We start from the raw sequence: 20,514 nt of genomic DNA, 5'->3' as shown, positions 1-20,514 counted from the left end.
CCAGGCGCCCGCCATGCGCCGGTGACGACATATGCCTACCCGGCGGTATGCGGGAGGCTGACCAGGACTCAGCAGGACTTGGGAGGCTCAGCTCGGTGTTCAGTCGTGTCGCCATCGTCAACCGTGGGGAGTCCGCGATGCGGCTCATCCACGCCGTCCGCGAACTCGCCGGCGAAACCGGGAGGCGGATCGAGACCGTCGCCCTGTACACGGACGCGGATCGCACGGCCACCTTCGTGCGGGAGGCGGACATCGGCTACTGCCTCGGCCCGGCTTCGGCACGCCCCTACCTCGACCTCGAGGTGCTCGGGCGCGCGCTGACCGAGACCGGCGCGGACGCCGCCTGGGTCGGCTGGGGCTTCGTCGCCGAGGACCCCGCCTTCGCCGAACTGTGCGAGAAGCTCGGCATCACCTTCGTCGGCCCGAGCCCGGAGGCCATGCGCCGCCTCGGTGACAAGATCGGCGCGAAGCTGATCGCCGAGGAGGTCGGCGTGCCGGTCGCGCCGTGGAGCCGCGGCGCGGTGGAGAGCCTGGACGCCGCGATCGAGGCGGCGGGCCGGATCGGCTACCCGCTGATGCTCAAGGCGACCGCCGGCGGTGGTGGCCGCGGCATCCGCGTGATCACCTCGGCCGACGAGCTGACCGAGGCCTACGAGCGCACCAGCATGGAGGCCGAGCGCGCCTTCGGCAGCGGGGTGGTCTTCCTGGAGCGCCTGGTCACCGGCGCCCGCCACGTCGAGGTCCAGGTGATCGCCGACGGCCAGGGCACCGCGTGGGCGCTGGGCGTGCGCGACTGCTCGGTGCAGCGGCGCAACCAGAAGGTCATCGAGGAGTCCGCCTCCCCGGTGCTCTCGCCCGAGCAGACCGCCGAGCTGAAGGCCTCCGCCGAACGGCTCGCGCTGGCGGTGGACTACCGCGGCGCGGGCACCGTCGAATTCCTGTACCACCCCGGCGAGAAGCTGTTCGCCTTCCTCGAGGTGAACACCCGGCTCCAGGTGGAGCACCCGATCACCGAGGCCACCACCGGCATCGACCTGGTCAAGGCGCAGCTGCACGTGGCCGCGGGCGGGAAGCTGGAGGGCGAGCCGCCCGCCGAACTGGGCCACGCGATCGAGGCGCGGCTCAACGCCGAGGACCCGGACCGCGACTTCGCGCCGTCGCCCGGCCGCATCGTCCGCCTCGACCTGCCCGCCGGGCCGGGCATCCGGGTGGACACCGGGGTCAGCGAGGGCGACACCATCCCGGCCGACTTCGACTCGATGATCGCCAAGATCATCGCCTACGGCCGCGACCGCGACGAGGCGCTGGGCCGCCTGCGGCGCGCGATGAAGCAGACCACGGTGATCATCGAGGGCGGGGCCACGAACAAGAGCTTCGTGCTGGACCTGCTCGACCAGCCCGAGGTGCTGGACGCCTCGGCCGACACCGGCTGGATCGACCGCGTGCGCGGCGAGGGCAGGCTGGTCAGCCACCAGCACTCCGCGATCGCGCTGGCCGCGGCCGCCATCGAGGCCTACGAGGACGAGGAGCAGGTGGCCAGCCAGCGCCTGCTCGCCACCGCGCACGGCGGCCGCCCGCAGGTGCAGTTGGACAGCGGCAGGCCGCTGGAGCTGAAGCTGCGCGGCGCCGGGTACAAGGTGCAGGTCTCGCGCACCGGCCCGCAGCGCTTCCGCGTCGGCGTCTCCGGCGGGGACGGCCAGGCGCACACCGCCGACGTCGAGATCGACCGGTTCGACCGGTTCTCCGGGCAGATCACCGTCAGCGGGCAGCGGTTCCGGCTGGTGTCGGCCAGCCACGGCCCGATCCACCTGGTCGAGGTGGACGGGGTGGCGCACCGGATCAGCCGCGACGAGGGCGGCGTGGTCCGCTCCCCCGCGCCTGCGCTGGTGGTGGCGACCCCGCTGGAGGTCGGTGCCGAGGTCGAAGCCGGCGCTCCGGTCCTGGTGCTGGAAAGCATGAAGATGGAGACCGTGCTGCGGGCGCCGTTCCGCGCGCGGCTCAAGGAGTGCGCGGTCTCGGTCGGCAGCCAGGTGGAGACCGGGGCGCCGCTGCTGCGCCTCGAACCGCTCGGGGACGGGGACGCCGCCGCGGACGACAGCACCGAGGGCGTGTCGATCGACCTGCCCGCCGAACCGGCCGGGGTGCCCGCGCCGGACCGGGTTTCGCGTGGTCTCGAGGACCTGCGGTACCTGCTGCTCGGCTTCGACGCGGACCCGATCGACGGCCGCCGCGTGCTGAAGGACTACCTCGCGGCCCGCACCGAACTGGTCGCGGCGGGCGGCCGTCCGCTGGCCGGTGAGCTCGAGCTGCTCACCGTGTTCGCCGACCTGTCCGAGCTCAGCCGGAACCGCCCGGCCGGTGAGGAGTCCACTCCGGACTCCCACGTGCACAGCCCGCGCGAGTACTTCCACACCTACCTGCAGAGCCTCGACGTCGAGCGGGCCGGGGTGTCGGCCACCTTCCAGGAACGCCTGGCCAAGGTGCTCGGCCACTACGGGGTCACCGACCTCGACCGCTCGCCGGAGCTGGAGACCGCGGTCTTCCGCATCTTCCTGGCCCAGCAGCGCGCGAACGCCGGCGCCGACGTGGTGGCCGCGCTGCTGCGGCAGTGGCTCACCGAGGGCCCACCCGGTGGCGCGCTGCGCGACACCACCGGCCCGGCGCTGGAGCACCTGATCGCGGCCACCCAGCTGCGCTTCCCGGCGTTGTCCGACCTGGCGCGCGGGGTGGTGTTCACCTGGTTCGCCCAGCCGCTGCTGCGCCGCAACCGGGCCGCGGTCTACACCTCGGTCCGCAAGCACCTGCGCCACCTGGACCAGCACCCGGACGCCGCCGACCGCGCCGAGCGGATCGCCGAGATGGTGGCCAGCACCGAACCACTGGTGCGGCTGCTCGGCCAGCGCATCGGCCGTCCCGGGGTGGACCACGCCCCGCTGCTGGAGGTGCTCTCCCGCCGGTACTACGGCAACCGCGGGCTCACCGGGGTGCGCACCGAGCAGGTCGGCGGCTGCACCTTCGTGGCCGCGGAGAGCCAGCGCGCCGAGGGCGCCGGGCACGTGGTGACCACCGCGGTCGACTTCAGCTCGCTCGGCGAGGCGATCCGCGCGCTCGGCGCGCTCGCGTCGGCCAACGGCGACCTGGTCGCCGACGTCTACCTCAGCTGGGACGGCCAGCCGGAGGACGCCGACGAGATGGCCGCCGAACTGCGCAAGGTGATCGCGGCCGGGGAGCTGCCGAGCACCGTGCGCCGGGTGACCACCACGGTGGCCGGGCGCAGCGGCGCGGTGATGCACCACCACTTCACCTTCCGCCCGGCCTCCGCGGGCTTCGCCGAGGAACGCCTCATCCGCGGCCTGCACCCGCTGATCGCGCAGCGGATGCAGCTGGAGCGGCTGAGCCACTTCGACCTGACCCGGCTGCCCTCTCCGGACGAGGAGGCCTACCTCTTCCGGTGCGTGGCGCCGTCGAACCCGGCCGACGAGCGGCTGGTGGCGCTGGCCCAGGTCCGCGACCTCACCCCGCTGCGCGACAGCGAGGGCAGGCTGTACGCGCTGCCCGCGCTGGAGCAGGTGCTGGCCACCTGCCTGGACGCGATCCGCACGGTGCAGGTGCAGCGCCCGGCGCGCAAGCGGCTGGGCACCAACCGGATCGTCATCTACGTGTGGCCGCCGAGCGAGCTGACCATGGCCGAGGTCAACATCATCGCCCAGCGCGTGCTGCCGACCACGGCAGGCGCCGGGCTGGAGGAGGTGCTCTTCCTCGGCCGCCAGCGCGATCCGGAGACCGGGGAGCTGACCAGCGCGGCGTTCCGGATCGGCTACGACGCCGGGCGCGGCGCGCGGCTGACCGTCGGCGTGCCGGAGACCGCCCCGATCGAGCCGATGGACAGCTACCGGCAGAAGGTGCTGCGCGCGAGCAGCCGCGGCACGGTCTACCCGTACGAGCTGACCGGCATGCTCACCGGCGAGAACGGCAGCTTCACCGAGCACGACCTGGAAAACGGCGAGCTGGTGCCGGTGGACCGCCCGCGCGGCGGGAACTCCGCGGCGATCGTGGCCGGGGTGGTCACCACGCCGACCCGCCGCCACCCCGAGGGCATCACCAGGGTGGTGCTGCTCGGCGACCCGACGAAGTCGCTGGGCGCGCTGTCCGAACCGGAGTGCGCGCGGGTGATCGCCGCGCTCGACCTCGCCGAGCGGCTCGGCGTGCCGCTGGAGTGGTACGCGCTGTCCTCCGGGGCGCGGATCTCGATGGACTCCGGCACCGAGAACATGGACTGGGTGGCGGCCGCGCTCAAGCGGATCGTGCACTTCACCCAGGACGGCGGCGAGATCAACATCGTGGTGGTCGGCATCAACGTCGGCGCCCAGCCGTACTGGAACGCCGAGGCCACCATGCTGATGCACACCAAGGGCATCCTGGTGATGACCCCGGACTCGGCGATGGTGCTGACCGGCAAGCAGGCGCTGGACTTCTCCGGCGGGGTCTCGGCCGAGGACAACTTCGGCATCGGCGGCTACGACCGGGTGATGGGGCCGAACGGGCAGGCGCAGTACTGGGCGCCGAACCTGGCCGCCGCGCACGACCTGCTGCTGTCCTACTACGACCACACCTACGTGCTGCCCGGCGAGTCCGGGCCGCGGCCGATCGGCACCACCGACCCGCACGACCGCGACGTCAGCACCTACCCGCACGCGGTCGAGGGCAGCGACTTCACCACCGTCGGCGAGATCTTCTCCCCGGCCACCAACCCGGACCGCAAGAAGTCCTTCGACATCCGCACGGTGATGCGCGCGGTGTCCGACCAGGACCACCCGGTGCTGGAGCGCTGGGCGGGCATGGCCGACGCGGACACCGCCGCGGTGCAGGACGTGCACCTCGGCGGGCGGCCGGTGTGCCTGCTCGGCATCGAGTCGCGGCCGGTGCCGCGCCGCGGCTTCCCGCCCACCGACGGCCCGGACTCCTACACCGCGGGCACGCTGTTCCCCAAGTCGTCGAAGAAGGCGGCGCGGGCGATCAACGCGGCCAGCGGCAACCGGCCGCTGGTGGTGCTGGCGAACCTGTCCGGGTTCGACGGTTCGCCGGAGTCGATGCGCAAGCTGCAGCTGGAGTACGGCGCGGAGATCGGCCGGGCGATCGTCAACTTCGACGGCCCGATCGTGTTCTGCGTGATCTCGCGGTACCACGGCGGCGCGTTCGTGGTGTTCTCCAAGGCGCTCAACCCGAACATGACCGTGCTGGCCGTGGAGGGCTCGTTCGCCTCGGTGATCGGGGGTGCCCCGGCGGCGGCGGTGGTCTTCGCCGGTGACGTCAACTCCCGCACCGCCAACGACCCGCGGGTGGCCGAGCTGGAGACCCGCGTGGCCGAGGCGACCGGCGCCGAGCGGGCCGCGCTGACCACCCGGCTGGCCGAGGTCCGCTCCTCGGTCCGGGCGGAGAAGCTCAGCGAGGTGGCCACCGAGTTCGACCGGGTGCACAGCGTGCAGCGCGCGGTCGAGGCCGGTTCGGTGGACGCGATCATCACCGCGGCCCAGCTGCGCCCGAAGATCATCGAAGCGATCGAACGGGCCTGAGCGGTCTGCTCGGGGCCCGCAGCTGGGCCCCGAGCAGGACCACCGCGGTGAACAGGTAGGCGTTGCCGGTGACCACGACCGGCAACGCGAACACCGGCGCGAGCCACCGCAGCGCGGGCCGGTGGACCAGCAGCGGGACGAGCCAGACCCAGTGGTGCGTCCAGGAAATCGGGCTCACCAGCAGCGCGCAGCCGGCCGTGGCGAGCAGGGCGCCGCGCGCGTCGCCGGTCAGGTGCAGGCGCCGGACCACCAGCGCGGTGGCCACCACGGCCAGCGCGCTGAACCCGGCGATCAGCGTGAACCGCCAGTCCTCCGGCGCGGTCCTGGTGACGAATCCCTGCCACGACTGGTTCCCGATCCAGCCCTTCATCTGGGCGAAGTGGTCGTTGAAGATCGCCGAGGTCCAGTACCGCGCGGAATCACCGGGCAGCACGAGGAAGCCGAGCCCGGTGGCGGCCGCGAACGCGCCGGTGGCCCGCAGCGCGTCGGCCCGGCGGCCGGTGAGCAGCAGGTGCCCGATGAAGATCAGCGGCACCAGCTTGATCGCCGCGGCCACCCCGACCAGCAGGCCGCGGTACCGGGATTCCTTCAGCACCAGCACGTCCGCGGCCACCATCGCCATCAGCACCAGGTTCACCTGGCCCAGCCCGACGCCCTGCCACACCGGGTACAGCGCGAACCCGCCGAGCACCAGCCACCAGCGCCGGTCGTCGGTGAACGCGCGCACGGTGACCAGCAGCGCGGGTGCCGCGGCCGCGGCGAGCAGCGACCAGCACCACTGGGCGGGCAGCAGGGCGAACGGCGCGAACAGCAGCGCCGCGAAGGGCGGGTAGGTGAACGGCAGGTCGGGGGTCCAGTCCGGCAGCGCGCGCAGGTGCTCGTACAGCGGCTGCCCGTGCACCACCGCCCAGCCGCCCGCGCGGTAGACCGCGGTGTCGACGCCCAGCGGCAGGCCGAGCCCCCACCAGAGCAGCCCGGTCGCCCCCAGCACCACCGAAACCGCGGTGATCAGTGCTTTCACGGGAGTCGACGATGCCGCAGCGGGGCCCGCGGATCGTCCGGCCGGGGAGCGGTTTCGGCCGTACTCCCCCGGTACGCCCGCTCCGCTCGCGTACTACCCGGGTATCACCACGCCCGCCTCGTAGGCGGCGATCACCGCCTGCGCGCGGTCCCGTACGCCGAGCTTGGCGAACACCCGGCTGACATGGGTCTTCGCCGTCTGCTCGGCGATCACCAGCGTGGCAGCGATCTCCACATTGGACAGTCCTTTCGCGACCAGCCGGAGCACCTCGGTCTCGCGCTCGGTCAGCTCGCCGACGCGGGTCCCGGCGTCGAGTGCCGGGCCGCGCGCGGCGAACTCCCGCACCAGCCGCCGGGTCACCGACGGGGCGAACAGCGCGTTGCCCGCGGCGACCACCCGCACCGCGGTGACCAGGTCGTCCAGCGGCGCGTCCTTGAGCAGGAACCCGCTGGCGCCCGCGCGCAGCGCGCCGTAGACGTACTCGTCGATGTCGAAGGTGGTCAGCATCAGCACGCGCGCGGGCTGGGCGGGATCGGCCAGGATGCGGCGGGTCGCCTCCAGCCCGTCCAGCTCCGGCATGCGCACGTCCATCAGCACCACGTCCGGCCGCAGTTCGGCGCAGCACGCCACCGCGGCCGCGCCGTCGGCAGCCTCGCCGAGCACGCGCACGTCGTCCTGGGCGTCGAGCGCCGCCCGGAAGCTCTGCCGGACCATCGTCTGGTCGTCGGCCACGACCACGGTGATCACCCGTGTTCCTCCCGCTCCGCCACCGGGAGCCACGCGGCCACCCGGAACCCGCCGTCGGCGGTCGCGCCCGCTTCCAGGGTGCCGCCCAGCATCGCGACCCTCTCACGCATGCCGAGCAGGCCGTGCCCCGGACCGCCGCGCTCGGCGGGCGCGGCGCCCGCGGTGTTGCGCACCACGGCCTGCACCGAGACCTCGTCCACCATCAGCTCGACCGCGACCCGGCTGCCGGTGGCGTGGCGGGCGGCGTTGCTCAGCGCCTCCTGCACGATCCGGTACACCGACAGCGCCACGCCGGCGGGCACCTCGTCGAAGTCGCCGCGCAGGTCGACCTCGCAGTCCATGCCGAGGGCGCGGACCCGGTCGGCCAGCTCGCCGATCCGGGCCGCGCCGGGCTGGGGCTCGGCCGGTTCCCCTGTGCTCTCGGTCCGCAGCACGCCGAGCAGGCGGCGCATCTCGACCATGCCCTCGCGCGCGGTCTCGCTGAGTTCGGCGAATTCGGCCCGCACGTCGGCGGGCAGGTCGGGGAACCGGAAGCGCGCGGAGTCGGTGCGCAGGGTGAGCACGGACATGTGGTGCGCCACCACGTCGTGCAGTTCGCGCGCGATCCTGGCGCGTTCGGCGAACACCGCGCTCCTGGTCGCCGCGGCGGCCCGCTGGTCCTCGGCGATCCGCCGCTGGCGCACGGTGTTGCCCAGCACCAGCAGCACGATCGTCATCGCGAGCAGCATCAGCCAGTCGCGCCAGTCGCCCACGTGCAGCGGCAGCACCGCCCCGGTGACCACGGCGACCCTGGCCACCACGCCCTGGGTGTGGCTCTCGGCCACCACGTAGAGCACGAGCGCGGTGACCAGCGCGAGCCCCGGTGACCACGCCCAGCCCCACTGCCGCGCCGAACCCGGGTACACCAGCGGGCTGAGCACGATCAGCACCAGCGCGAGCCGCCACGCCCACAGCGGGGAGCGGAGCGCGAGGACCGCGGGCACCACCACCACGACCGCGAGCGCCACGGCGAGCGGCGTTCCCCGCATCGTCCCCGGCGCGGTCAGCAGGGCGACGAACCCGCCCCAGAACCCGATGCCGCAGTAGGCCACCACGCGCAACCGGCGCAACGCGGGCGACCGCGTCACCGCCACCTGCGGCGCGTTCCCGGTGAACAGGGTGTAGCGGGTCCACCGCCACCACTCGCCCCAGCGCGACCCCGCCATAACCGTCCAGCCTACGGCCCGCCGCCAGTGCCCGGGCCCAGTCCGGTTCAGTCCGGGAGCAGGGGGACCTGGATGCCCTGGTCCTGGCCGAGCAGGACCGCGCGGGTCACCGCCGTGGCGCCGTAGCGGGTGCGCAGGTCGTCCAGGGTGGCGTCCAGCGAACCCGCCGGCGCCTGGCCGAACGGCAGCGTCAGCTGGATCGCGTTCTCGTCGTCCAGGTTGGACAGGGTGAGCCCGAGCAGGGTGATGCCCTGCTTTTCGATGATCGGCATGGCGGCCGCCAGCAGGTCGCGGCCGACCGTCAGCACCACCTGGGTGCTGGCGGTGGACTCGGGCAGCGTGTGCGAGCGGGTGGCGCGGGAGCTGTCGGCGAACCGCAGGCGCAGCACCACCGTCCGGCACACGCGGTGCGCCGCGCGCAGCCGCCTGCCGAGCCGGTCGACGATGCCCAGCAGGATCGCGTCGAGGTCCTCGGCGGTGCGCGGGCGCCGTCCGAGCGCGCGCTGCGAGCCGATCGACCCGCGCCGCTTGCCGACCCGCACCGGGCGCGGGTCGCGGTTGTGCGCCAGCGCGTGCAGGTGGTGCCCCGACGCCCGGCCCAGCATGGACACCAGCCGCGCCTCCGGCAGCTCGGCCACCTGCGCGACGGTGGTGATGCCGCGCGAGTGCAGCCGCTCGGCGGTCACCCGGCCGACGCCCCAGAGCCGCTCGACCGGCAGCGGGTGCAGGAAATCCAGCTCGCCGTCGGGCGGCACCACCAGCAGCCCGTCCGGTTTGGCCACCGCGCTGGCCACCTTGGCCAGGAACTTGGTCCGCGCCACGCCGACGGTGATCGGCAGGCCGACCTCGCGCAGCACGTCCTCCCGCAGCTTCACCGCGATGCCCGCCGGGTCGCCGCGCAGCCGCTTCAGCCCCGCCACGTCGAGGAACGCCTCGTCGATGGAGATGCCCTCGACCAGTGGCGTGGTGTCACGGAAGACCGCGAACACCGCCTTGCTGGCCGCCGAATAGGCCTTCATCCGCGGCGGCACCACGATCGCGTCCGGGCAGAGCGCCCGCGCCTGCCAGCCGCCCATCGCGGTGCGCACGCCGCGTGCCTTCGCCTCGTAACTGGCCGCCAGCACCACTCCCCCGCCGACGATCACCGGCCGCCCGCGCAGGCTCGCGTCGTCGCGCTGCTCGACGGAGGCGTAGAACGCGTCCAGGTCGGCGTGGAGAATCGTGGCCTCGGTTCGCACGAACACATGTTCGCATCCGGACCGGCCGAAATCGACCACAATCGCTCACCTGTTCGATTCGTGTCGCGATTGCGGAGAGTTGCCGGTACGTCACGGAAAACCGCTGGACGTGCGCATACGTATACAGCACGAAAGGGTTGCTTGACCGATTTGTGGCGCTCGACACTCCGGCGTGACTCTGCCGTTGCCGTTTCGTAATGTGGCCGTCGGCTCTGGCGAAGAGCTACCCACCGGTACCCCCGAACCAGTGAGTGAGCAGCAGAAATGTCCGGAAGACATCGCAAGAAGGTCGCGTCGTGGAAGGCCCCCGCCGGGCTCGGCGCGGGCGTGGCCGCCGCGCTGGTGGTGCCCGTGTGGCTCATCGGCGGGCCGTGGGAAGCCCCGGAGAACGGGGTCGCCCTGGCCATGCAGGCCCCACCGCCGCCGCCCGCGCTCCCCGCCCCCGCGCTGAGCACCACCCCGCCGCCACCGGTCACCACGACGACTCCCCCGACCTCGTCGACCACGACCACCACCCCGCCGCCGACCACCACCTCGGAGAAGACCCCCGAACCCGAGAAGTGCGGCACCAGCCTGGCCGGCACCAAGCCCCACGTGGCCCAGGTCGGCAACCACATCAAGGCCAAGTTCGGCGTCGACGACATCGGCGGCGCCGCCGGGCGGTCCGGTGCCAGCGACCACCCGGCCGGCCTCGCGCTGGACTTCATGGTGGGCACCGCGCAGGGCAACGAGATCGCCGCCTACCTGCTGGAGAACCAGAAGGACTTCGGCATCACCTACGTGATCTGGCGGCAGCGGTACAACGACGGCAGCGGCTGGTCGGCGATGGAGGACCGCGGTGGCGACACCGCGAACCACTACGACCACGTGCACGTGTCGTTCAAGTCCGGTGCCGACGTCGACGTAACCTGCTGAACCACGACGCCCGCCGCGGCTCCGGCCCGGGATCGGGCTCGGGTTCGGGCGGCGCGGGCACCACCCTGGCGGCCCGCCAGGTCTCGACGACCTCGTCGGCGTCGGCCATGCCGACCGGGACCGCCGGCCCGGTCGGCATCCGCATCCACTCGGCGATCCGGCGGTTGAGGACGCGCACGTGCTCACGCACCTCCGCCTCGGTCCGCAGTTCGCGCACCACCTCCGGGAGCCGCTCCAGTTCCTTGCGGAGCAGGAGCGACTCCGGCAGCAGCGCCCCGGCCGACACGCCCTCGCGGCGCAGGTAGTCCTTCAGCCACCAGTGCTCGTCGCGGGGTCCGCGCAGCCCGGGCAGCGGCTTCCCCTGGCCGGGGAGGTCGTCGAACTCGCCGCGCGCCTGCGCGACCCTGATCTGGCGGTCCACCCAGCTTTCGAAGTCGACCCCCGGCGGCTTCCGTTCGGTCATGCCGCCAGTATCCCGGATCCTCAGCGGCGGCGGAGCTGCTCGAACAGGCTGGTCCAGCTCTTGCCGCCGTCGCCGGCCGCGATGGCCCGGTCGTACTGGTCCTTGACCGCCCTCGGCAGCCCGGTGTCGATCCCGGCCTCGTAGCTGGCCTGCACGATGTGGTCGGCGGTGGCGCCCATCATCTTCGCGTTGGCCTGGTCGCCCGGGTAGTCACCGGTGTCGAGCTGCTTCGGCGCCTCGACCATCATCGGCGCGATGGTGTTGAAGTTGCTCTCGGCGTAGGGCCAGAACTTCTCGGCCGACACCCCGTGCGCCTCCAGCAGCGCGTTCGCGTGCAGGTAGGCCGACAGCGAGGTAAGGAAGATGTCCAGCTGGGCCTGGTAGAACAGCTGGGCCAGCGCGTGGTCCTCGCCGAGGTAGTCGGTGCGGCCGATCAGCGCGAGCGGCTCGCGGAACCGCTCGAACGACGCCTCCGGGCCGCTGTAGAAGACGTACGAGCCCTCCTGCCCGACCCATTCGGCGGGCACCATCACGCCGCCGGCGATGAGCTCCGCACCGCGCTCGGCGAGCCATCCGGCCGCCTCGCGGGTGCGGCTCGGGGTGTCCGAGCTGAGGTTGACCACGACGCGGCCCTTCAGCGCGTCGCTCGCCGGGCCGAGGATGTCGTACATGGCCTGGTAATCGGTGAGGCTGAGGATGACCAGCTCGTTCTCGGCGATCGCGGCCGCCGCGCTCTCGGCCAGTTTCGCCCCGTCGCCGACCACACCGTCGGCGCGGCTCGCGGTCCGGTTCCACACGGTCACCGGGTGGCCGCCGGCGAGCAGGGAGCGCACCATGGCCTGGCCCATCGGGCCGAGGCCGATGAAGGTGACCGGGGTGGGGTTGTTCGTCATGGGTTTCCTGTCCTTGTCCGTCGATCGGCTGTGCTGGTCCCCACGCTGCCCGCCCGCACCTGCGGATCACTTCCGGTCCACGCACGGCCCATCGAAAGTCCAGGTCAGCGCGGCCCGGTCAGCCGAACGCGGCCGCGCCGGCGTGCCCGGCCAGCAGTTCCGCGCCCGCCCAGAGCACGGCCGCGCAGGCGCTCCCCGCGGTGAACCGCCGGTGCGGCATCGCCGCCGAGCCCGCCACGCGCGGGCCCAACGTCAGCACCCCGGCCAGGCACCGCCCGGCGATCACGCCCGGCACCCCGTACCGCGCCACGAACGCCTCCGCCTTCGCCCAGCGGGCGGGACCCACGCGCGCCCGCAGCCGCGGTCCCCACCGCCTGCCCTCCAGGTAGGCCAGCTGGTCCCCGGCCACCGCGGCGAGCACCGCCACCGCCAGCGCGAGCGGCAGGTCGAGCACCCCGTGCGCGGCGAGCCCGCCCATCAGCAGCAACGCCGACAGCGTCGGCAGCACCGCCCCGGGCAGCACCGCGGTCTCCAGCGCGACCAACAGCCCGCACGCCAGGTAGACCAGCGGTGGCGGCAGGTCAAGAAGCGGCCGCAGCAGGCTGTCCACCCCGGACCTCCCCGGCGGCCACCAGCGGCAGCGCCGCCCGGTACACGAAGGCGGGTGGCAGGTTCGGCCAGACCAGCGGCCCCCGGGTCACCACCGCGAACCGCTCCCGCAGCGACGCGGCGAACCGGCGCGCGGGCGGGGTCCACGCGGTGTGCCCGTAGGCGAAGGTGGTGAACCGGCCTTCCGGCGCGAGCACCGCGGTGATCTGGTCGAGGATGCGGTCCTGCCGCTCCCCGCCCATCGCCGCCCAGGGCAGGCCGGAGACCACCACGTCCACCGGTCCGTCCACATAGGACGACAGCGCCTCGGCCGAGTCCCGCACCACGGTCACCGGGCCGCGGCCGTACCGCGCCCGCAGCGGGGTGGCCAGCCGCTCGTTCAGCTCGACCGCGACCAGCCGCGCCCCCGGCCGCAGCCGGTGCAGCACCGCCTCGGTGAACACGCCCGTGCCCGGGCCGAGTTCGACCACGGTGCGCGCGTGCGCCAGGCCGAGCCCGGCGGTCATCGCCGCGGCCAGCCGCCGCGAACTCGGCGCGATCGCCCCGGTCAGCACCGGGTGGCGGAGGAATTCAGTGGTGATCGACATACCCCGGACGCTAGGAGCGACGGCCGTGGCCGCACATCCGTCGGATCGACCGGTCCGCTCCGCCTCCGGGTGGACCCGCCGGGTACCGCGGGAGGACGCGGCGGCACCGGACGCCGGGCTAGGTTCGTCCGGTGCAACGGCTCAACCTGTGGTTCCGCGCCCATCCGTGGGTGCTGGACCTCCCCGTCTACGCGCTGCTCGTCAGCTACCCGCCCGGCCGGGCGCCCGGCTGGCCGGTGGCGCTGCTGTGGCTGCCGATCGCCGCGTTGATCGGCGCGCTCGCGCTGCGGCGGCGGCACCCGCGCGCCGCCGCGGTCGCCGTGCTGGTGATCGCGCTGGTCCAGTACACGAACGACGGTTTCGCCGACGACCGCCTCCGCACCGACGTGGCCGTCGCCGTGGCGCTGTACACCTTGGCCGTCCACGGCGACCGCCGGTTCGGCGCGGCGGTGTTCGCGGTGAACGCGGTGCTGCGCGTCGCCTGGGAAACCACCTGGGGCGGGGATTCGGCGAACGGGCCGACGCTGGAGATCCTCACCGCGCTCACCATGCAGGTGGCCGCCTGGGCACTCGGTGAGTACGTGCGCTCCCGCCGCAGGCTCGACGCCGAAGTCGCGTTGCGCGCCGTTCAAGCCGAGAACGAACGGCACGCGCTCGCCAGGGCCGCCGTCGCCGAGGAACGCGCGAACATCGCCCGCGAACTGCACGACGTGCTGGCGCACAGCGTCAGCGTGATCGTGCTCAACGCCGAGGGCGCGAAGCTGATGCGCCACCAGGATCCCGGTGCCGTCGACCGCACGCTCGACACGATCAGCCAGACCGGCCGCGGCGCGCTGGCCGAACTCCGGCGGCTGCTCGAAGTGCTGCACGCCGGTGAAGCCGCGCGCGCCCCGCAGCCGACCACGGCCGAGTTGCGGGACCTGGTCGCGCAGCTGACCACCGACCGGCGGCGGATCGAGATCGAGGTCACCGGCGACGACGGCGGCCTGCCCGCCAGCGCCGCGCTCCAGGCCTACCGGATCGTGCAGGAGGCGCTGACCAACATGATCAAGCACGCCCCGGCCGACGCGGACGGCCGGGTGACCGTCCACTTCGGCGGGCATGAGCCGAGGCGCGAGATCCGGATCGAGGTGACCAACTCCGGCGGCACCGCCCCACCCGCCCCCGCGTTGCCGTCGTCGGGCCGCGGCCTGGCCGGAATGGCGCAGCGGGTGGAGATGTACCACGGCAGGTTGCACACCGGGTCCACAGAGGACGGTGGCTACCGGGTGGCCGCGACGCTGGTGGTCGGCCCGTGACGGGGCGGGTGCTCATCTGCGACGACCAGGAGCTGGTGCGCGTCGGCGTCCGGATGATCGTGGACAGCCAGCCGGACCTGACCGTCGTCGGCGAAGCCACCGACGGCGCCACCGCGGTGGAACTGGCCGGGCGGCTGCGCCCGGACCTCGTGCTGATGGACGTCCGCATGCCCGGGATGGACGGGATCGCCGCCACCGCCCGGATCTGCGCCGCGCTGCCGGAAACCCGCGTGCTCATCATCACCACCTTCGACCTGGACGAGTACGCCTATTCCGGGCTGCGGGCCGGGGCGAGCGGGTTCCTGGTCAAGGACGCGCCCGCGGACGAGATGCTGGTGGCCGTGCGCGGCGTGCTCCGCGGGGACGCGATGGTCTCGCCCTCGGTGACGCGGCGGCTGCTCGACCGCTACCTCGGCGAGCGGGGCGGCGCCGAGCACGCGGCCAAGCTCGATCTGCTGACCGAGCGCGAAAAGGACGTGCTGGGCCTGATCGGCCGCGGCCGGTCGAACGGCGAGATCGCCGGTGAGCTGTACATCGGGGAGACCACGGTGAAGACGCACGTGGGGCGCATCCTGGCCAAGCTCGGCCTGCGGGATCGGGTGCACGCCGTGGTTTTCGCCTACGAGAGCGGGGTTGTCCGGCCGGGCGGCTGAAAACCACGCGCGCCCGCGGGCGGGTCCGGGTTACCTTCGGGGCATGAGCACGCGCCGATTTGCCGGCCCCCTGGCCATCCAGCGCCACGGGGCCCGGCTGCGCTGACCGGTGCCCGCGCGGCGAGCGGCCAGGGGGATCCCGCACCCCAGCCGACTCGCCCGAGGAGCCCGTCATGTCCACGCTCGAAGACCTGCTGTCCCTTCGCGACCTCACCGATCCCGCCGCCGGCCCGCACGCGCTTCAACTCGTCGTCGATCGCGCGGTCGATGCCCTGCGCGCGCTCTGGCCGTGCGAAGTCCGCGTCCGCCGCGGCGAGCGCGTGGTCACCGTCGCCGACAACTACGACAACCTCGGCTACGACCGCGCCGCGGTGACCAGGGACGCGCGCTACACCCGTTACGCAGGCCACGATCGGGTGCTGCGCAGTCACTCCAGCGCGCTGATCCCGGCCGCGCTGCGTGAGCTCGCCGCCGATCCGGTGGACGACGTGCTGCTGGTGTGCCCGGGAATCGTCTACCGCCGCGATTCCATCGACCGGCTGCACACCGGGACACCGCACCAGCTCGACCTCTGGCGAGTCACCCGGGCGGAAATCGGCGAGGCCGAACTCGCCGCGATGACCGCGGCAATTGTTTCGGCCGTGTTACCCGGCTCGATCGAATCGAAAACACCACGGAAACATTCTTATACCCGATCCGGTTGTCAACTCGATGTGGACGGGATCGAAATCGGCGAATGCGGCCTGATCCACCCGGCCGTGCTGGCCCGCGCCGGACTCGGTCCCGGCTGGGGCGGGCTCGCGCTCGGGCTGGGGCTCGACCGCCTCCTGATGCTGGCCAAGGGTGTTCCCGACATCCGGCTGCTGCGGTCCGCCGAACCGGCCGTCCAGGCCCAGATGACCGATCTCCGGCCGTACCGACCGGTCTCCACCAGGCCGTCGACCAGCAGGGACGTCTCGATCGTGGTGGACTCCGGTGATGCCGCCGAGGACCTCGGCGACCGTGTACGCGAGGCGCTCGGCCCCGACGCCGACTGCGTCGAGGCGGTCGAGATCCGGCACGCCACCGAGTACGCGGACCTGCCGGAAGTGGCCAGGGAACGGCTCGGCGCCCGCCCGGGGCAGCAGAATCTGCTCGTCCGGATCGTGCTGCGCCACCTCGACCGCACCCTTTCCGCCGCCGAGGCGAATGGGCTCCGTGATCGCATTTACGCCGCCTTGCACCAGGGTGGGTGATTCCCCCGAAGGGCGGGTGACAACGCCGATTCCCCCGGTAACATGGGTCGCCTTCGAAACTGTCGAAAGTATCGATTCTCATGGGTGAACCCGAACCGGCGCCGGACGAACCGGTGGTCGGGCTGTCCGGTGCGCGCTTCCCGACCGCGCGGCAGCGCGCGAAGCTGGACGGCGAGGACGAAACCGAGAGCGGCCTTGGCCGCAACGGGAAGAAGCGGCGGCGTCACGACCGCGACCGCGTCGGCCGGTCGGGGGCGCGGTTCCCGTCGGCCAGCGTGCTGGAGAAGTACGCCGAACCCGAGCCGGAACCCGAACCCCCGCCACCACCGCCTCCGCCGCCACCGCCGCTGCCGGAACCCGAGCCCGAACAGGTGTGGCTCCCCGCCGACGACGGCCTGCGGGTGCGCCCGTACGTGCTCACCGGCGGGCGCACCAGGAGCAGGCGCAAGCTGGCCATCGAGACGCTGATCGCGGCGGATCCCGGCGGGCGGCGGGGGTTCACCACACCGGAGTCCGAGCGGCTGCTCTCGATCTGCCTGCAACCGCGGTCGGTGGCCGAGATCGCCGCGCAGTTGTCGGTACCGCTCGGGGTGGCGCAGGTGCTGATCGGCGACCTGGCCGACGCCGGGCGCGTCACCGTGCACGCCACCGCCACCGCCGACAACGGCCGTCCCGATCTGGCCCTGATGCACCGCGTGCTCGACGGCCTACGCCGGTTGTGAGCTCTCGAGGAAGAATGCCCGCAACGCGTCGGTGGTCTCCCGCGGTGCTTCTTCGGGGAGGTAGTGGTCGGCGGGCAGGGGCTCGCCGCGGACGTCGGGAGCGTAGGCGCGCCACACCGAGGTGACGTCGTAGGTCCGCCCGACGAAGCTTTCCGCGCCCCACAACGCCAGCACCGGGCAGCGCACCCGGCGCCCCGCGTCGAAGTCGGCGTTGTCGTGCTCCAGATCGACCGACGCGGCGGCGCGGTAGTCGGCGCAGGAGGCGCTGATCGCGGCGGGATCGGCGAAGCACCGGACGTACTCGGCCATCGCCGCCGGGTCGAAGGGCACCCCGCCGCGGTGCCGCGAGGTCATCCTGGCCCGGATCCAGAACTCCGGGTCCCCGCCGATCAGCCGTTCCGGGATGCCGTTGCCCGCGGCCAGGAAGAACCAGTGGTAGTACCCCAGGCCGAACCCGGCGTCGGCGTGGGCGAAGGTGTGCCGGGTGGGCACGATGTCGAGCACGGCGAGGCGGCTGACGGCGTCCGGGTGGTCCAGTGCCATCCGGTGCCCGACGCGACCGCCGCGGTCGTGGCCCGCCACGCCGAACCGGTCGAACCCGAACTGCCGCATCAGGCCGACCTGGTCCGCGGCCATCGCGCGCTTGGCATAGGCGGCGCTGTTGGTCCCGCCGGCCGGTTTCGCGCTGTCGCCGTACCCGCGCAGGTCCGCGAGCACCACGGTGAACTCGCCGGCGAGCGCGGGCGCCACGTGATGCCAGATCAGGTGCGTCTGCGGATACCCGTGCAGGAGCAGGACCGGTGGCCCCTCCCCCGCGATCGCGCAGTTGATCCGGACGCCGCCGACCTCGGGTGCGGCGTAGCGGAAGTACTCGGGCAGTGGAACGCTCATGGTCCCGATGGCACCAGGCGCGGACCGGTGGCGTCCAATACCTGATCACGTCCCCTGGGGATAGGCGCCTCCTATCGGCCACCACGCGGTGGGCCGATCGGCGCAGTGCAGTAGGTTGCGCGGGTGCGGCGAGGGCAGCTGATCTCCGGCCGGTACGCGTATCGGTGTGCAGCTGGCCGGTGCGCTCGACGCCGTGCACGCGGCCGGGATCGCGCACCGCGACGTCACTCCCGCGAACGCGTTGATCACCGAGGACGGCACGGCGAAGCTGACCGACTTCGGCATTTCCCGGCCGGTCTGGCGCGAGGTCACCCCGACCACCGCGTCGGACGTGTTCTCCTTGGGCGCGCTGCTGTCCCTCGCGACCGAGGGCGGTTCTGCCTTCGGTGAGGCGGAAAACCCGCTGGTGCTGGTACGCCACGGCACCGCGACCGAGGTCAACGGGCACGAGGTCCGGCTCGATCCCGAGGACGAGGGCGCGGGCACCTGCGTGGCCCGCGTGGTCCAGCGCCACTACCGCGACCGCGACGGCCGCCCGCTGGTCGAACTGGTGCACCTGGCGCTCGACGGGGACCAGCCGGTCGACCAGCTGTGCGCCACCACCTCGGCGATGGCCGCGGTCATCGCCGGGAAACTCCCCGGCTGATCACTTCCGGGAGGGGTCCCGCCGGGGGCGTGCTTGACTGCCGGCGGCAAGCCGGAGATCGGGAGTGTCCAGTGGAAACAGCAGGAACGCGGTTGCCCGCCAGGGAAAGCCTCGCCTTCGGGGTGCCCGCTTCCCGGCCGGGCACCATGTTCGCGCTCGCCGTGTCCGGGGGCATCACCATGGCCCCGCGCGACGGGCGGCAGGTGCTGTTCGGCCGCAACCGGCCCGACGTGCACGTCTGTGTCGGGGAGGACGACCGCAAGGTCAGCCGCCGCCATGGCGAACTGGTGCACACCGCCGACCGCTGGTGGGTGCGCAACACCGGGCGGCTGCCGTTGCGGCTGCCGCGGTCGCGGCTGCTGTTCCCCGAGGAAGAGCCGCTACCGCTGGCCGAGGGCTACACCCCGCTGTTCGTCCGCGGCTCCAGTGGCCGCGAGCACCTGCTGGAGCTGTACGTCTCGGGCGCCGAAGGGGGGCGCCCGATCTCCCGGCACCAGGAGATCACCGAGCCGCCGCGCACCTGGCGGCTCAGCGGTGACGAGCGGCTGGCGCTGATCGTGCTCGGCCAGCGGTACCTGCTCCACGAGGCGCGGCCGCAGCCGCTGCCGTGGCGGCAGGCCGCCGACCAGCTCGCCGAACTGCGGCCCGGGCAGAACTGGGGGCCGAAACGCCTGGAACACCTGATCGCCGGGGTCCGCCGTCGCCTGTCGAAGGCGGGCGTGGCCGGGCTGACCAAGGAGGAGGTCGGCGAGCCGGTGGGCAACGCGCTCAACGACAACCTGCTGCGCGAACTGATGCTGTCCACCACGCTGGTCCCGCCGGACCTGGCGGCGCTGGATCCTGCCTAGTCCAAGGTGGCGAGGCGGTCGATGCCGAGGCCGCCGATGAACAGGCGTTCCTTGCGGTTGCCGAGCAGTTCCTGTGTCCACGGCACAAAACCGCCGTCGCCGAGTTCGAAGCGTTCGTGCTCGGTGCGGCACGCCAGTTTGAAGCAGAGTCCCGTGTAGTAGCCGCGGCCGGATTCGCGGTCCGGGTCCTCGGTGACCTGGCCGGGCATCGCGGCCCGGATGGCGTCGGCGACCGCGGTGAACCTCGGGTCCAGCACGGTCAGCCGGACCTCCAGCGGCGCGTCCAGCCGGGCGCGCACCGCGGCGGCCATCGCCTGGATGACCTCCGCCGCGTACCGGCGTTCGAACGCCAGGTTCCCCGTGTCACGGCCCGCTATCACCAGCCCGAGCAAGGTGAAGTGGGCGAACAACGCGGGCCCGTCGACGCGCTGCGCCCGCACCACGCGCTGGCTGGCCGCCAGGCGCACCACGTCCTCGGAGTGCTGCCGCCGGAGCGCGGCTTCGAGGGCGAGCCCGTTGGTCGGGTCGGCGGCCGCCTCGCTGCCACGCACGGTGGAGACCACCTTGTTCTGGTGCACCGTGCCGAGCACCGAGTGCAGGCCGAGCGGCGCCAGCGGGGACAGGGTCACCTTGTCGAACTCCGGCGGGAGCGCGTCGAGCGCGGCCGTTTCGGCGGCCCGCAACCGGTCGAACGGCAGGTCGGACGAAGCCACGAACCGGTCGGTCCGGCTGCGGCGCAACAACTCCGGCCCGGAGACGCGGGCCGCGCGCTCACGCATGACGGCCAGCATCAGGGTGGTCAGGTCCGCGCCCGGCAGTCCGGAAAGCAGTTCGAAGGCACCATCGGCTTTCGCCAGTACGCGGGGCAGGGGTCCGTCGGCCATGGCGCATTGTGGCGCCGCCGGACTCTCCCCCGCCATTCGATTTCCGCACGCGGACACGAAGGTGGCTTTCGGAGCGGAATTCGCCC

18 protein-coding genes are annotated in these 20,514 nt (G+C 73.0%); 8 read left to right on the top strand and 10 right to left on the bottom strand.

The genetic code is table 11. The features are described from left to right. Positions 1 to 95 precede the first annotated feature (95 nt). Positions 96 to 5,573, top strand: coding sequence for a biotin carboxylase N-terminal domain-containing protein (locus tag JYK18_RS30585; RefSeq protein WP_206806902.1), 5,478 nt, complete (start codon positions 96 to 98; stop codon positions 5,571 to 5,573). Here the strand turns inward: JYK18_RS30585 and JYK18_RS30580 are convergent. The 4 genes from JYK18_RS30580 to dinB all read right to left on the bottom strand — a co-directional run bounded on the left by JYK18_RS30580 (position 5,548) and on the right by dinB (position 9,790). Next, the gene (locus tag JYK18_RS30580; protein ID WP_206806901.1) at positions 5,548 to 6,594 is read right to left on the bottom strand and encodes a glycosyltransferase 87 family protein; all 1,047 of its coding nucleotides are present in this window, start codon (positions 6,592 to 6,594) and stop codon (positions 5,548 to 5,550) included. The genes JYK18_RS30585 and JYK18_RS30580 overlap by 26 nt on opposite strands. 93 nt (positions 6,595 to 6,687) lie before the next feature. After that, positions 6,688 to 7,341 carry a response regulator transcription factor gene (locus JYK18_RS30575; protein ID WP_206806900.1) on the bottom strand — a complete coding sequence of 218 codons (654 nt, stop codon included), beginning with the start codon at positions 7,339 to 7,341 and terminating at the stop codon, positions 6,688 to 6,690. Next, complete coding sequence (locus tag JYK18_RS48085) at positions 7,338 to 8,546, bottom strand: sensor histidine kinase (protein ID WP_206806899.1); 1,209 nt, start codon at positions 8,544 to 8,546, stop codon at positions 7,338 to 7,340. Before JYK18_RS48085 ends, JYK18_RS30575 begins: the two co-directional genes overlap by 4 nt. A gap of 47 nt (positions 8,547 to 8,593) precedes the next feature. Continuing rightward, entirely contained in the window at positions 8,594 to 9,790 is a 1,197-nt protein-coding gene (dinB, locus tag JYK18_RS30565) for a DNA polymerase IV (RefSeq protein WP_206806898.1), read from the bottom strand. A gap of 258 nt (positions 9,791 to 10,048) precedes the next feature. Here dinB and JYK18_RS30560 point away from each other — a divergent pair, with 258 nt between their 5' ends. After that, the gene (locus JYK18_RS30560; protein WP_206806897.1) at positions 10,049 to 10,699 is read left to right on the top strand and encodes a hypothetical protein; all 651 of its coding nucleotides are present in this window, start codon (positions 10,049 to 10,051) and stop codon (positions 10,697 to 10,699) included. Here the strand turns inward: JYK18_RS30560 and JYK18_RS30555 are convergent. From JYK18_RS30555 to JYK18_RS30540, 4 genes are all read right to left on the bottom strand, one after another. Further along, positions 10,665 to 11,162, bottom strand: coding sequence for a DUF1992 domain-containing protein (locus JYK18_RS30555; protein WP_206806896.1), 498 nt, complete (start codon positions 11,160 to 11,162; stop codon positions 10,665 to 10,667). The genes JYK18_RS30560 and JYK18_RS30555 overlap by 35 nt on opposite strands. Positions 11,163 to 11,182: 20 nt before the next feature. Continuing rightward, positions 11,183 to 12,055: an NAD(P)-dependent oxidoreductase gene (locus tag JYK18_RS30550; RefSeq protein WP_206806895.1), complete on the bottom strand. Its 873-nt coding sequence runs from the start codon at positions 12,053 to 12,055 to the stop codon at positions 11,183 to 11,185. A gap of 118 nt (positions 12,056 to 12,173) precedes the next feature. Then, the gene (locus JYK18_RS30545; RefSeq protein ID WP_206806894.1) at positions 12,174 to 12,665 is read right to left on the bottom strand and encodes a DedA family protein; all 492 of its coding nucleotides are present in this window, start codon (positions 12,663 to 12,665) and stop codon (positions 12,174 to 12,176) included. After that, on the bottom strand, positions 12,637 to 13,251 hold the full coding sequence (locus tag JYK18_RS30540; RefSeq protein WP_206806893.1) for a class I SAM-dependent methyltransferase: 615 nt from the start codon (positions 13,249 to 13,251) through the stop codon (positions 12,637 to 12,639). The genes JYK18_RS30545 and JYK18_RS30540 overlap by 29 nt, the downstream gene beginning before the upstream one ends. 131 nt (positions 13,252 to 13,382) lie before the next feature. Between JYK18_RS30540 and JYK18_RS30535 the strand changes: the two genes are divergently transcribed. The 4 genes from JYK18_RS30535 to JYK18_RS30520 all read left to right on the top strand — a co-directional run bounded on the left by JYK18_RS30535 (position 13,383) and on the right by JYK18_RS30520 (position 17,159). Then, on the top strand, positions 13,383 to 14,549 hold the full coding sequence (locus JYK18_RS30535) for a sensor histidine kinase (RefSeq protein ID WP_206806892.1): 1,167 nt from the start codon (positions 13,383 to 13,385) through the stop codon (positions 14,547 to 14,549). Then, a complete protein-coding gene (locus JYK18_RS30530; protein ID WP_206806891.1) occupies positions 14,546 to 15,202 on the top strand; it encodes a response regulator transcription factor in 657 nt (218 codons plus the stop codon). Before JYK18_RS30535 ends, JYK18_RS30530 begins: the two co-directional genes overlap by 4 nt. 173 nt (positions 15,203 to 15,375) lie before the next feature. Continuing rightward, on the top strand, positions 15,376 to 16,437 hold the full coding sequence (locus JYK18_RS30525) for a hypothetical protein (RefSeq protein WP_206806890.1): 1,062 nt from the start codon (positions 15,376 to 15,378) through the stop codon (positions 16,435 to 16,437). A gap of 80 nt (positions 16,438 to 16,517) precedes the next feature. Beyond that, positions 16,518 to 17,159: a DUF742 domain-containing protein gene (locus JYK18_RS30520; RefSeq protein WP_206806889.1), complete on the top strand. Its 642-nt coding sequence runs from the start codon at positions 16,518 to 16,520 to the stop codon at positions 17,157 to 17,159. Here JYK18_RS30520 and JYK18_RS30515 read toward each other — a convergent pair. Then, the gene (locus JYK18_RS30515; protein WP_206806888.1) at positions 17,145 to 18,050 is read right to left on the bottom strand and encodes an alpha/beta fold hydrolase; all 906 of its coding nucleotides are present in this window, start codon (positions 18,048 to 18,050) and stop codon (positions 17,145 to 17,147) included. The two genes, JYK18_RS30520 and JYK18_RS30515, sit on opposite strands and share 15 nt — an antisense overlap. 166 nt (positions 18,051 to 18,216) lie before the next feature. Between JYK18_RS30515 and JYK18_RS47670 the strand changes: the two genes are divergently transcribed. Beyond that, the gene (locus tag JYK18_RS47670) at positions 18,217 to 18,696 is read left to right on the top strand and encodes a protein kinase (protein WP_307796127.1); all 480 of its coding nucleotides are present in this window, start codon (positions 18,217 to 18,219) and stop codon (positions 18,694 to 18,696) included. 71 nt (positions 18,697 to 18,767) lie between these two features. Then, complete coding sequence (locus JYK18_RS30505) at positions 18,768 to 19,544, top strand: FHA domain-containing protein (RefSeq protein ID WP_206806887.1); 777 nt, start codon at positions 18,768 to 18,770, stop codon at positions 19,542 to 19,544. On the opposite strand, the gene JYK18_RS30500 is transcribed toward JYK18_RS30505, so the two are convergent. Then, entirely contained in the window at positions 19,541 to 20,428 is an 888-nt protein-coding gene (locus JYK18_RS30500; RefSeq protein WP_206806886.1) for a hypothetical protein, read from the bottom strand. The genes JYK18_RS30505 and JYK18_RS30500 overlap by 4 nt on opposite strands. Positions 20,429 to 20,514: the final 86 nt, after the last annotated feature.

The sequence above is a fragment of the Amycolatopsis sp. 195334CR genome (genome assembly GCF_017309385.1).
In the GTDB taxonomy this organism is placed as follows: domain Bacteria; phylum Actinomycetota; class Actinomycetes; order Mycobacteriales; family Pseudonocardiaceae; genus Amycolatopsis.
Note: the sequence above shows the minus strand (reverse complement) of the source record. Positions and strands in the feature narration are given on the sequence as shown.

Coding starts and splice junctions, on each gene's coding strand:
- JYK18_RS30520 (WP_206806889.1), top strand. CDS start 16,518: ATGGGTGAACCCGAACCGGCGCCGGACGAACCGGTGGTCGGGCTGTCC.
- JYK18_RS30560 (WP_206806897.1), top strand. CDS start 10,049: ATGTCCGGAAGACATCGCAAGAAGGTCGCGTCGTGGAAGGCCCCCGCC.
- JYK18_RS30550 (WP_206806895.1), bottom strand. CDS start 12,055: ATGACGAACAACCCCACCCCGGTCACCTTCATCGGCCTCGGCCCGATG.
- JYK18_RS30515 (WP_206806888.1), bottom strand. CDS start 18,050: ATGAGCGTTCCACTGCCCGAGTACTTCCGCTACGCCGCACCCGAGGTC.
- JYK18_RS30525 (WP_206806890.1), top strand. CDS start 15,376: ATGTCCACGCTCGAAGACCTGCTGTCCCTTCGCGACCTCACCGATCCC.
- JYK18_RS30555 (WP_206806896.1), bottom strand. CDS start 11,162: ATGACCGAACGGAAGCCGCCGGGGGTCGACTTCGAAAGCTGGGTGGAC.
- JYK18_RS30540 (WP_206806893.1), bottom strand. CDS start 13,251: ATGTCGATCACCACTGAATTCCTCCGCCACCCGGTGCTGACCGGGGCG.
- JYK18_RS48085 (WP_206806899.1), bottom strand. CDS start 8,546: ATGGCGGGGTCGCGCTGGGGCGAGTGGTGGCGGTGGACCCGCTACACC.
- JYK18_RS30500 (WP_206806886.1), bottom strand. CDS start 20,428: ATGGCCGACGGACCCCTGCCCCGCGTACTGGCGAAAGCCGATGGTGCC.